General features: G+C 44.1%; 11 protein-coding genes. 4 read left to right on the top strand and 7 right to left on the bottom strand.

Annotation, left to right across the window (positions count from 1 at the left end; translation table 11 throughout):
* The 3 genes from GX089_01120 to miaB form a co-directional block, all read right to left on the bottom strand.
* A partial coding sequence (locus tag GX089_01120; protein ID NLP01073.1) for a hypothetical protein occupies window positions 1–499 on the bottom strand: 499 nt, incomplete at its 3' end.
* 2 nt (window positions 500–501) lie between these two features.
* Complete coding sequence (locus GX089_01115; GenBank protein NLP01072.1) at window positions 502–873, bottom strand: DUF1049 domain-containing protein; 372 nt, start codon at window positions 871–873, stop codon at window positions 502–504.
* Window positions 873–2,132: a tRNA (N6-isopentenyl adenosine(37)-C2)-methylthiotransferase MiaB gene (gene miaB / locus GX089_01110; GenBank protein NLP01071.1), complete on the bottom strand. Its 1,260-nt coding sequence runs from the start codon at window positions 2,130–2,132 to the stop codon at window positions 873–875. Before miaB ends, GX089_01115 begins: the two co-directional genes overlap by 1 nt.
* An 855-nt stretch (window positions 2,133–2,987) precedes the next feature.
* Between miaB and GX089_01105 the strand changes: the two genes are divergently transcribed.
* On the top strand, window positions 2,988–4,823 hold the full coding sequence (locus tag GX089_01105) for a carbohydrate-binding protein (GenBank protein NLP01070.1): 1,836 nt from the start codon (window positions 2,988–2,990) through the stop codon (window positions 4,821–4,823).
* 45 nt (window positions 4,824–4,868) lie between these two features.
* Complete coding sequence (locus GX089_01100) at window positions 4,869–6,032, top strand: hypothetical protein (GenBank protein NLP01069.1); 1,164 nt, start codon at window positions 4,869–4,871, stop codon at window positions 6,030–6,032.
* A 119-nt stretch (window positions 6,033–6,151) separates the two neighbouring features.
* Here the strand turns inward: GX089_01100 and GX089_01095 are convergent, their stop codons facing one another.
* Together GX089_01095 and GX089_01090 are read right to left on the bottom strand one after the other, a co-directional pair.
* Complete coding sequence (locus GX089_01095; protein NLP01068.1) at window positions 6,152–7,564, bottom strand: hypothetical protein; 1,413 nt, start codon at window positions 7,562–7,564, stop codon at window positions 6,152–6,154.
* A gap of 213 nt (window positions 7,565–7,777) precedes the next feature.
* Window positions 7,778–8,665: a hypothetical protein gene (locus GX089_01090; GenBank protein NLP01067.1), complete on the bottom strand. Its 888-nt coding sequence runs from the start codon at window positions 8,663–8,665 to the stop codon at window positions 7,778–7,780.
* A 269-nt stretch (window positions 8,666–8,934) separates the two neighbouring features.
* Here GX089_01090 and GX089_01085 point away from each other — a divergent pair, with 269 nt between their 5' ends.
* Window positions 8,935–9,756 (top strand): zinc-ribbon domain-containing protein, encoded by an 822-nt coding sequence (locus tag GX089_01085; protein NLP01066.1) that lies wholly within the window; start codon window positions 8,935–8,937, stop codon window positions 9,754–9,756.
* A gap of 24 nt (window positions 9,757–9,780) precedes the next feature.
* Window positions 9,781–10,569 (top strand): Nif3-like dinuclear metal center hexameric protein, encoded by a 789-nt coding sequence (locus tag GX089_01080; protein NLP01065.1) that lies wholly within the window; start codon window positions 9,781–9,783, stop codon window positions 10,567–10,569.
* 196 nt (window positions 10,570–10,765) lie between these two features.
* On the opposite strand, the gene hisD is transcribed toward GX089_01080, so the two are convergent.
* Both hisD and GX089_01070 read right to left on the bottom strand, forming a co-directional pair.
* Window positions 10,766–12,073, bottom strand: a complete 1,308-nt coding sequence (hisD, locus tag GX089_01075) for a histidinol dehydrogenase (protein NLP01064.1) — start codon at window positions 12,071–12,073, stop codon at window positions 10,766–10,768.
* A 342-nt stretch (window positions 12,074–12,415) separates the two neighbouring features.
* Window positions 12,416–12,624 (bottom strand): hypothetical protein (locus tag GX089_01070; GenBank protein ID NLP01063.1); only part of this gene is annotated, 209 nt, incomplete at its 5' end.

Genomic DNA, 12,624 nt, shown 5'->3' with positions numbered 1-12,624 from the left:
TTTTCAGAAAGCAACTGTAGGCGCTCCCGTAATCCCCTTTTTTCATCTGCAGCAGCCCCATATAATACTGGGCCATCTGCGAATGCTCATCCCCGTACTCAAGAGACAGTGTATGCCATAACGACTGAGCTGCCTCGATCTCTCCGGAAGCCAGTGAGGCAAGTGCCCAGTAATGGCGGTAAGCAGGTTTACTGTTTATCTTAGCAGCATTGCGGTATAACTCGACTGCCCGAGAATATTCTTTTGAAGCATATGTGAGATCACCAAGCCGACAGAATGCCTCAGCTCTGACCGAATCCGGAACGGTCTTTCCCTCTGCTACTTCTTTGTAAAGAATTGACGCAGTAGAACAGGGTGCAACCCCGGCATAGGCCATCTTGGCTGAGAGATCTGAAGGATTTTTCCTGTAGGCACTCTCAAGGCTGCTCCTGGTATCAGCACCGGAAGCAATCGTTTGTATAATGAGAATCGCCGATAAAATAAGTGCAAAAGCAGACACGTTTAAAAGTTCTCTCCCTCAGACACAGTACCAGTATCCGTTTCTCCGGATGACTGCTGTTTTTCCACCTGATAATTCTCTAACTCGGCACGAACCATCTCCAGATCCCGTTCCAGATCCTGAATCTGCTTCCCTTTGCGAAGGATCTGTCCCTTGAGCAACACGTAATTGTAAACGAATGTACCCAGACCCAGAAGCAATCCGGCTCCAAATGCTCCTGCCACATAAACGTAAATGGGAACAGGAGGAGTCCTGTAAGCAAAAATGCGCGCGGAAACAAGTGCTTTGAACGGGTCCTGAGTAAAAGTGAAAATAAGAACCCAAGCTACAATAAAAGCCGCCAGAAAAACAACCAGCCATTTAATTGCTCCCATCAGGAGATCCTTTCGCAGATCAGTGTCATACCGCTGTTTTTAATAGCTTTTGCCTTTAAAATCATTCCTGCCTCTGCCATCTCGCAAGAAAGCAGTGCCCTTTTACATCCCTTGTCCATCCCCATCCACATCCGGTCCCGCTTCTCCTGCCGTCCGGTGATCAGCAGATCAAGCTCACATCCCACTTTCTGCTCATAAACTGCTTTGGTAATATCGGTCTGGATTTTGATAAGCCGGTTAAGCCTGGAGATTTTTTCCTCTCTGGGAATATCATCAACCATAGCCCCGGCCGCTGTCCCCTCCCTGGCTGAATAAGCAAACATAAATGCGTTTGTAAAACAGACCGATTTCACAAGTGAAAGCGTTTCCTGAAATTCCGACTCGGTTTCAGTCGGAAATCCCACCATGATATCTGTTGTGATATCCACATCAGGAATATATCTCCGGAGCATCTCTATTTTTTTCAGGTAATCGCCAGTGGTATACCTGCGGTTCATCAGTGCAAGAATCCTGTCAGATCCAGCCTGTACCGGAAGATGTAAATGACGGCAGACCTTTTCCAATGAAGCCATAGTTGCTATCAGTTTCTCGCTGCAGTCCTTGGGATGGGAGGTAGTGAAACGGATCCTCTCCAAGCCTTCAATTTTCTCGATTCTGGCTAATAAATCAGGGAAATCAATTCCATTATCATTATATGAATTAACATTCTGCCCAAGGAGCGTTATTTCCTTTTTGCCGCTTTCTATCTTCCTGCGTATTTCATCCTCTATCTGTACAGCAGGAATCGATTTCTCGTGACCTCGCACATAAGGGACGATGCAATAGGAGCAGTAATTGTCACATCCCCTCATGACAGCAACAAAATCACTGATATCGTTTCTTAAAGCCGGTTTGGAGGAGAACATTTTTGTCTTCAAAGCAGAATCGACAATGTTTTCCAGATTATCGATCTCTTTGGCACCGATTACCCTGCCTATCCCTGGAATTTTCCTCTTTAGCTCCTCTCCAAGCCTCTGAGCCATGCATCCTGTGACCCACAACTGTGCATCTTTTCTTTTTAACGCAGACAGTTCCCTGATTCTGGCCAGTGCCCTGTTTTCCGCATGTTCCCGGACACTGCATGTATTTACAACCAGTAAATCCGCATCACCGGGTTCCGATGCATCGATAAAACCCCGCTCGATAAGCAGAGAGCGAAGGTCATCGGAATCGGCCACATTCATCTGGCATCCGAAAGTCTGAAAAAAGAAAGAAGGCATAAAATGGCGCTCAATGTCAGGTTTTGATTCCTGAGGAGTAGTTCTTTTCCCGGCAGAGGATAAGTGTCACCTGCAGGTGAATCATTTAAAAATACACCATGCTGTGGCTTTGCACTAAGGGTTTTCGGGCAAGAGGGAAGGTGATTAACTTATGTGTGGTTTTGGCGAAGAGAGGAACTATTTCGCTGTTGTTTTGCAGGAAACGAATTTCGTTTCTTTTTCTGGCTCTCTGTTTTACCCCGGAGGTGAAATAATGACTTAATTTAGTTAAAGGTGCCTCGCTAAGTTCAAAAATTTACCCCAAAGGTAAATTTTGGACATATTACAGTTTTCATCCATGATGATCAGAGTTTCCTGATATCTCCAATAAAGATAAAAACTATGATTAATAAGGAATCAACCCTATGGCTATGAATGTTTCCTGACTCTGAACCATTCGCCCCGGGAAAAAAACCATCCTTCTTGCCACCATTTAATCAGCATGCGCAGAAACTTGATGAATATCTGATCACGTTTCATCTCCTCATCATCTCAATCCCTGATCATCCCGATCATTAAAAAACGCTGTTCGAAACTGTATTAAATGAAAAAACCTGAGCTATTTCCGCCTAATCAGTCTGATAGTCTATATATCTTGGCACAAGCCCGATTCACCGGACTTGATCCGGCTGGAGGCGGCATTATGCCGCCGTTTTGTAATGGTTTTAATACAGTACACAAGCTGTGTACTCAAAATCTCACTCTCCCTTTATTCCTTATTTAAATAGTGCTTTTTTTTGTATATATTAAGATTATCTGGAAAGAAAATCGGCTTTTTCAGTCAGCCAGGTTAACCTGTTCACATGGAGTGCATAAATGAGGCCCAAGTATTGTCTGGAAGTGTGTTTGTTCAGTCTTCTGCTGTTTACTGCCAGGACATTCTCTCAGGATCCCAATTTTCACATTTACCTCTGTTTTGGACAGTCAAACATGGAGGGAAATGGTGCCATTGAGGCGCAGGACAGGACAGTTGACAGTCGCTTCAAGGTAATGGCTGCTGTTAACTGCTCCAATTCAGGGAGACAAATGGGGAAATGGTACACAGCAACACCTCCTTTATGCAGATGCAACACAGGGCTTACCCCTGCCGATTATTTTGGCAGGACATTGCTCGACAGCCTTCCCTCCAATATCACTATAGGAGTTATAAACGTAGCGGTAGGGGGCTGTAAAATTGAACTTTTCGACAAGGCTACCTATCAGGCTTATATCTCATCAATTACAGAAGACTGGTTGAAGAACTACATCAGGGAGTATGATAATAACCCGTATGGGCGTCTAATAGATATGGCGAAGCTTGCACAGAAGGATGGTGTTATCAAAGGTATCCTGCTGCATCAGGGTGAGTCTAATACAAATGACAAGCAATGGCCATCAAAGGTAAGGACGATTTATAACAATATCATAAATGACCTGGGACTCGATGCCTCATCAGTGCCTATCCTGGCGGGAGAAGTCGTGGGTTCTGCAGAAGGCGGCGCTTGTGGCAGCCATAACAATATTATTAAAGAACTCCCCGATTCTATTCCTAATGCCCACGTTATTTCTTCAAGTGGACTGCCCCATAAAGGCGATGGACTGCATTTCACTTCTGCCAGTTACAGGGAATTAGGGAGACGTTATGCGCAGAAAATGCTCACTTTATTACCCAAAGGTAAGGCTCCGGAGGTAACACTCACTTCTCCATCAAACAACAGCAGTTTCTCAACCCTTGATACCATTACCTTCACAGCCGAAGCATCCGACGCCGATGGTTCTATTGCCAGCGTGAGTTTTTATTCCGGCACTACTTTACTGGGGAGCGACAACACCGCACCTTACAGTATCGAATATTCAGGATTGAAGGCTGGAACTCATACTATTACAGCAAGAGCAACCGATAACCAGGGGCAAATCGGTGTCTCTGCACCTGTTACAATCTCTTTAGTGGCTCAACGGGCCCCATACGGAACATCTCCTCATCAGATCCCCGGCCGTATAGAAGCAGAGGAGTACGATCGGGGTGGTGAAGGAACAGCTTATCACGAGGCAAATGGAAACGGCAATGAAGGATTGGCGGATTTCAGAAATGATGAGGTTGATATAGAGGTAACCCAGGATCAATCCGGATCCTATAATATCGGTTATGCTCTTTCAGGTGAATGGCTGGAATATACCATAAACGTTGCTGCAACAGGAACCTATAATATCGATTTGCGTGTGGCTGTAAATGGTAGCGGTAGAAGTCTGAAAATTGAAATGGACGGCGTAAATATAACCGGAAATATCGAGTTGCCTAATACCGGAGGCTGGCAGACCTGGACAACTGTTACAAAAAACGATGTCGAACTGACCGCCGGAGAGCATGTAATGCGCATCACTTTCAATACTGATTACATGAATCTTAATTATGTCGAATTCAAGATGTCGACTGAAACGGATAACACCAGATTGGCCGACCGGAAATTGCTTAAAAACCCTTTGCAGAATGGATTACAGATTAAGCTCAGGGGACAGTTCAGTTATCAACTTACCGATATCAGAGGATCTGTAATAAAAGCTGGGAAGGGAAAGGATTTCCTTGACATCGGTGAAGGACTCGTACCTGGAGTGTATTTAATTTCAGTCAAGAACGATATCGGAAAATTCTCCGGGAAGGCGTTGAAGAAATAAAACTGCCATGGTTATAAAACAGGAACTGTAGCCAAGGAGGATTGAATGAATAAATTTTCATGTAGTTTTACAGTCGTTGCGCTGATCTTTTTTACAAGTACAGCACAGAGTTATAAATGGAACAATCCCGGGGGACAGTTAGGTACAGGATATACGCATGCAACCTACCGCAGTGCATTGATGAACAACATCGAGATCGGATATGTAATTTATCTTCCTCCCGGTTATAACAATTCTACAGAGCGCTACCCGGTACTCTATTCGCTGCATGGAATGGGTGGAAATGAGAACCAGAATCCTTCATTCTATAAAGATGCTCTGCAAAGCGGTATTAATAATAAAACATTTTCTCCCATGATTGTTGTGTTCGTAAATGGCAGAGGAAACACTTTCTACAGTGATTCAAAAGACGGCCAGGTCAAGTGTGAATCCACAATAATCCAGGAGTTGATTCCGCACATCGATGCGGCCTATCGTACCAAAGCCGATCGTTTACACCGTGCGATCGAGGGGTTTTCGATGGGAGGATTCGGTGCGCTTATGCTCGGGTTCAAGCATTATGACATGTTCTGCAGTATCGGATCATATGACGCGGCTCTTGTCAACTGGGATGAATTGAGCAGACAGCAGTTTGACCGTTCCATCCCGACTCAGATATTCGGTAGTGACGGAAACTATTTCAATGAAAACAGCTACCCTTTTACATTTGCAAAGGAAAACGCTGAAAAGATCAAATCTCTGGGAATAAAGGTTACGATGACTACCGGAGACCAGGATCTTCAGATGGGTCCGCTATATCCTTTCAATTGTGATATGCGCGATACATTGAAAAATCTGGGAATCGATTTGACATTTAAAATCATTGCAGGCGGCGGTCATGGCGGAAGTATCAACAAAGATGATATCGGATTACACCTGAAATTTCATTCAAATAATTTTGATGCTGCCACAAAAGTCTTTAATCCGGTTTTTTCTTTATCCTCAATTGTAAAAAGGAACCTTTCTCCAGTCACCTTTTCATCAGCAGACAACCTGTTCTTCAGGATCCCCTCTGAGTGGAAGCAGAATTCTGTAAAGATGGTTCAGGTTTTCAATCTGAACGGGAAATCTCTTGGCCGGCTGTCTGTAGAGGGAATTGACTGTGTTAACCGCTCCACAATGGAAAAACAATTCGGTTCAGGTGTTTTTACATTAAAGCCGGTAAAGTAAAGCACAGTTTATTGATCTCTGCATTCCAGTACTGCTGATTTCTGACAGAGGAAGGGGCTTGGGTCTGAGCAACATCGCTGAGGTAACACGGTGATTTAAACCATTAAACCAAGCCATGATTACTCAGAAGTCTTTTTGCTCCGGGATGAAATACTCAGGGAGACTTTTCTGAATTCTTTCTCTGAAAGGTTTTTCTCCAGCAGGTCCTTTACTTTCTCCATACTGGCGGCGGCTTCCTCGATTCTACCGTTCTCAATAAGAGTATAAATGGTCACAAGCTCCTGCTGAGCACGTCTGGAATCCTCCTGCTTTCTCTCCTGCAGGCGTTTTTGTTGCTGTTGAGCGGCTACTCTCATACGGTCTCTTCTGACCTCCGCGATCTGAGTCATCCTGGCGTTTTCCTGCCTGCGGCTCTCGATACTGTCTTTCTGTGAAGCCGCCCTTTCTCTTGCAGTCACCAGAAGATCACTTAAAACAGTACTCTCAGAGGTATCCTGATCTATAGAAATCTGTACCAGAGGTGGTTCCTGTTTTTTACGGGCAACTGCCTCCTCCAGAATTAATCTGTCGATTCTGGCAATTTTTTCATGAGAGATTCCGTAAAGTCTCACCGTATCGAGTAACTCCTCTGCCGCCACAATTCCCTTCGATTTGAGCCTTGCCTGCACTAGTGCCACAAGAGAATCTTCCTTGTTACCGATTTTTCGATATAACCTGAAGTACTCATCATTGAATCTGGTCCATTCCAGTTGCATCATGCTTGTTTTCAACCCATCAAGCCGGTTTCTGACCTTAGAGGCCAATACTCTTGAGTCAGGAAGGCGGTTGGAAGTAATAGCAGAAGTCAGGCTGTCAAAATCCTCCCTGAGAAGAACTCTCTCCTTTGACAATGAAAAGTCACTGAGCAGTTTTGCCTGCAGCGATGCAAGTTTCACGGCTGTAATGGCAAGGTATTGACGGTTTGTTTCACAGTAGGCAAGATCCTGACGGGCTGATTCGTAATTCCCGTTTTTAAGAGATAACTCCACAGATGAAAGAATTTCTACGGAGATTCCTGAAGCCCTGCTTAAGATCGACTTTTCCAGTCTCTGAGCCTGGCTTGTGTCAACAGCCTTCAGGCGGGTATGATAACTCCAGAGAAGCCGGAAATCAGGACACGCCTTTCCTGTTTCCGCATTGTAAAGAAAAACAATCTCATTGCTTGTTTTCTGGCGCCACAGCTCCTTCTCCATGAGAAGTCCACTTTCTTCCAGGTAAATCTGCGCCTCGAGTTCTCCTGCTTTCCAGAGTATGTACTTTTTATTGACATCATCAATGGCTATCTCACGCAGCTTCGTCGCTATCTGCTTTGCATACTCTATCGCCCGTTCAGTTGAAACCCCGCTTCCGGGATCAGACACGCTGTTAAAAATGTAAAGTGCCATGTCCACAAGCGAATCCACATAAGACTGGCTTATAAAAGTAGTTACCTTTTCCGCCCCTGATTCTACCACGGCAAAAAAGAGAAAAACCATCACCAGCTTTAATTGCATCGGCCGGTTTCCTGATAAAGAGAATTTCTGAACAAATTCAACACTGTATCACTCAAGTGTCTGAAGAAAAATGTCATTTCGACGAATTTTCATGAAGAAATCTCGAAAAGATTCCCTTCATCCGTTCGAAATGACAGGATTACTTCTCATAAGATGTATCCGAATTGTCTGCGCAGAAAAGCATAAAAACTCAGATACAGAAATGTCTGTTTATTAAAACTTCCTGAAATTTTCTTTCAAATAATCAAAAACAATAAACCGGTCTTTACTTCCATTGGTAATGGTGGAATCGTATGTCGGTTTGACATTCCTGACCCACTTGTTTTCCCTCACGTTAAGCTGAGTAAAAACCTGTTTGGGACATTTTTCTCTGGATATAAAGAGGTGAATTGTGTCACCTTTAAGATCATAGGTTCCCCATGACAAAAACTGCCACTCCTCTTTCATATAATCGGTTGTCTGCCCGTTCATCTCCTCAGAACCCTCGAATTTGCCATCCTTGGTAAACTTGTAAACACGCTTATCAAGAGCCTTGTAATTAGCATCTTCGGGTTTGATCCAATGGGAATCTCCCCACTTCCCAACCAGTTGTTTACGGATCTTCTGCGCCTTCGCCTCATTTTCCTCCAATAGAGGCATCAGTGAATCAAGCTTGTCCATCTTCCAGCGCGCCTGAATGAGCCAGTTGAGATTTATAAACGAGTCAGCAATGGAAAGGACACTGTCGGCAGTTTTTAACTGAAGGCCCGTCAATGCGGATTTTTTATCGACAATTTTTTTGCGCAGATTATCTATATAGGGTTTGAATTCCTGCATCGAAGTCTCATACCACTGCTCTGCTTTTACTATCGCTACCAGCATCGAATCGGTATACTTTTTGGCATTACCGGCGTTACTGACCTTTTTAGCAGAGATAACATTATAATGGTATACTTTCACATTCGCCAAAACACTGTCCGGCACACCTTTTTCCTGCAGAGCCTTAATTCTGCTCTCGATCTCTGCCAGCTTTTTCTCGCTTGCTCCCCCACAACCCACTGCCAGCACAGCAGAAATTACAGATAATGCAAGATACGGAATTAAACGCTTTAATTTTAACATACCGCCTCCTCCGGGTTTAACAATGGAATCATCGATGTATATATCCACCTTCTTGTGATTAGTCGGGACAGTGGGTTTTTTCTCTGGTTTATCCACTGCACAGTTCTTTCCAAAAGAATATACATTATAGATAGAATAAACGCAGAGCAGGTTTGAATTAAGGCACAAAAATGTTTCGGATCCTGCTGCAAACCAGCCACAGACCATTTAAAAAGAAAAGTATACCCAGGGCATTGGAACATCATCTGCTTTTTCACTATTTTTTCCTGATGGAACAGATAAAACCATACGGATCCTCACCTTGGAAAGAAAAACTCTATCAGACCATCTTTCAGACAAATACCAGGGCAGGCAAACTCTTTAATGCCGTACTGCTTCTGTTCATTATCATCAGTGTAACTATCGTAGCCCTGGAAAGCGTTTATAGTGTCAGAATCAAATACCATAATTACTTCATTACCGCAGAATGGATATTTACGATTCTGTTTACGGCCGAGTATATTTTACGCCTGTTATGCCTGATCAGACCCATGAAATACGCCTTTAGCCTCTTTGGTATAATAGATTTTATCGCAATTATCCCTACCTATCTTACACTCATTTTTTCCGGACAGACTTTTCTTGTAGTCCGGATATTGAGACTTCTGAGGATCTTCAGGATTCTCAAACTTCCTGAATACACATACGAAGCCACGGTCCTTTTCGAGGCTCTGAAAGCCAGTTCGCGTAAAATTCTTGTTTTTCTTTTCTCGATTTCAGTTCTGGTGGTTATAATAGGTACTCTGATCTATGTTGTTGAAGGTCCTGAAAATGGATACACCGATATTCCAACCAGCATGTACTGGGTTATAGTAACCATTACAACTGTAGGATTCGGAGATATTGCCCCAAGAACCCCATTCGGAAAATTTTTAGCATCAGTTACAATGCTTCTGGGTTATGGAATAATCGCTGTACCTACAGGGATAGTCAGTGTAGAGATTGCCAGAGCTCCGGGTAAACAAAAACCCGCCCGAACCTGTCCATCATGCGGAAAAAACAACCATGAAGCAGACGCGGTTTTCTGCCGATACTGCGGAAGTAAATTATAAATTATTTTAGCAAAGGAATCTCTGATGGCACAACGTAAAAAGCCTCTCGTAAAGCCAGGTGTAAAAAGAGACAGTATTGTTACTTTCCTTGATGATTTCCTTAATACAGCTTCCATCAAAGATTATTCCTGCAATGGGATTCAGGTTCAGGGCGCTTCACAGATAAAGAAACTCGCTCTGGCCGTAGATGCATCCATGGAAGCATATCGCAGGACAGCCGAACTGGGTTGTGAGATGCTTCTGGTCCACCACGGGATTATCTGGGATGGGCTCAAAAGTATCAGCGGCCTCCCCTATGAACATATCAAATTCCTTCTGGACAACGACATCAATCTCTATGCCTCTCATCTCCCCCTCGATCTTCATCCGGTTGTGGGTAATAATGCCCAACTTGCGAAAATGATAGGCTTGTCGGGGCTTAAACCCTTTGGTCTTTACAAAGGACTCATGATCGGTTTTGAGGGGACAGTAAAAAAGCCAATTTCACTTGACAACTTAGTCCATCTTCTGTGTGAAAAACTGGGCGGAGAGTGCACTGTCCTTCCATTTGGCAGGAAGGAGATAAAAAGAATCGCTGTAGTATCAGGAGGAGCGGCTGAAGAGCTTGAGGAGGCCATAGGTAAAGAAGTAGACTGCTACATTACCGGCGAACCATCACATATTAATTATCACCCGGCTCTGGAAGCGAAAATCAATGTTATCTATGCCGGACATTACTACACTGAAAAGCCGGGTGTTCAGGCCCTTGGGAAAGCTATAACCGATCGATTCGGTATTGAGACGGTTTTTGTGGATATTCCAACAACTATCTAACCTGGACTGTCCAAAAAAATACCAACTCACTCAACAGTTCTTTTTCCGCCTCGGGGTCGGTATCGGAATCGGCATCGATGTTTTATTCCCCCGCATTACTGGACTATTGTCAACCTGATAAAACCTTAAATGTAAATCCCTGCTATTCCAGTCTACTGTGACTACTGAACAGCAAGGATATACAAATACAAAGTACCTACTTTTTCCCGGTCCTTCTCTCAACACTCAGGGCATGATGAATGAATTTCTCAGACCGGGCAAAAACAGAAACATGCTTTGCTGCAGAAGCAAGCCCTTCAGGCGTGATTTCAGCGACAGACATACTTTTAAGAAAGCTGTCGACTCCAAGCGGTGACGAGAAACGGGCAGCCCCGCCAGTGGGCAGGACGTGGTTTGTTCCTACAAAGTAATCCCCAAGGGCAACAGGAGTATAGGAACCAAGAAAAATCGCAGCAGCATTGGTGATTTTCTGAAGATCTTTTCTGCTGTCTTTTGTCATTATCTGAAGATGCTCCGGAGCGATTTCATTTATCAGGGCAATACTTTCCTTGCGGGATGGGGTAACGAATATGGAGATGGCTTCTTCAGAAAGAGATAGAAAGGTATCTCTCACTGGTGAAGATGTGATTTCCTTTGTCAAAGCAGAAGCAATCCTGGAGGCCAGTACCTTGCTTTCACAAACACAGACAGCGATCTCATCTCCGGACCCATGCTCCGCCTGTGAAAGAAGATCAAGGGCTACCCATTCCGGGTTTGCGGACCTGTCTGCCAGAATTGCAACCTCGCTTGGTCCGGCAATGGAATCAATATCTACCGTCCCATAAACCAGTCTTTTAGCAGTGGCAACCCAGGCATTTCCCGGCCCGGTAATTTTGTCAACAGGTCTGATAGTTTTTGTCCCGTATGCAAGGGCAGCAATCGCCTGAGCCCCTCCAACCCTGTAGATTTCTTTTACATCAAGGAGCTGCAGAGCGTATGCAACTCCCGGATCGAGATCATCACGCGGGGGAGTAACTGCCACGATCTCCTTTACACCTGCTACCCGTGCAGGAATCACATTCATCAGTACGCTTGATGGGTAAACGGTGTGTCCTCCCGGTATATAGACTCCTACTCTGGAAAGAGGACGGATAAGCTGAGTGAGACACCCCTCTGCTGTTTTTATACTGAACCCCTGGCGTAATTGCTTGCGATGGTAAACCTCGATCCGCTTTGCGGCCTCCTCAATGGCTTTCCTGAGTTCAGGTGCAGCAAGTTTTGCCCTCGATTGCAACTCTTTTTCCGACAAGCGCAGTTTTGAGGCTGAAAAAGGTATCCGGTCGAAAGTACGGGTGAACTCAATAAGAGCCTTATCACCCCTTTTTCTTACCTCATCGATAATACTTTCTACTTTGGATGAAATCTGATTGTCACGTTTCTGCTGTGAGGTTTTTATTCTGTGCAGGAGTTTTTTTCCTGCGGGAGCAGGGTAATTGAGAATGGGAATTTTTTTTTCTGCAGCCATTGATTTGTTCCTTAAGAAGTTGAGTAAATAGATAGATAAAATAAATAGGGGGTCTGGGGTTTGATTCGGGACGGACTGATTTTTTCTTTTTTCTAGGGACGGACTAATTTTGTTATACTTTGGTGAACATTTTCGGGACGGACTAATTAGTTTAGTGTAAGTGTCACATACTTCCAGAATAAATGGCCCTTTTACTCTGAAACATCTCTACTCTATAGATTGATATTACAGCAGACTATCCTATTTAGGCAGGATGTAAAAGAATCCTGCAATTACTGGATATTGTTTTCTCTCATGCAGGGTTCTTCAAGTAGTAGTTAGAGGTATTAATTCAATCTGATCCTATACTGAGCAGTATTCCTCCACCTCAGAAGCACCTTGCTTCACAAGAACAGCAATTGGAGGAATAGTCATTTTTAGAAACCTGGCAATGACAGATAAAGGTATGAGCTCCTGCTCATGGGATTGATAGCAGAATTCAGCTCGTGCCTTCGACCGCTTGTCTTTCCTTCCCCGTTTCATCAGTTCTTCAAGGGAAATGCTGTAAGTCT

Origin of the sequence: Fibrobacter sp., from assembly GCA_012523595.1 — a bacterium.
GTDB lineage: Bacteria > Fibrobacterota > Chitinivibrionia > Chitinivibrionales > Chitinispirillaceae > JAAYIG01.
The sequence above is the reverse complement of the archived record's forward strand: the minus strand, read 5'-3'. Positions and strand labels throughout refer to the sequence as shown.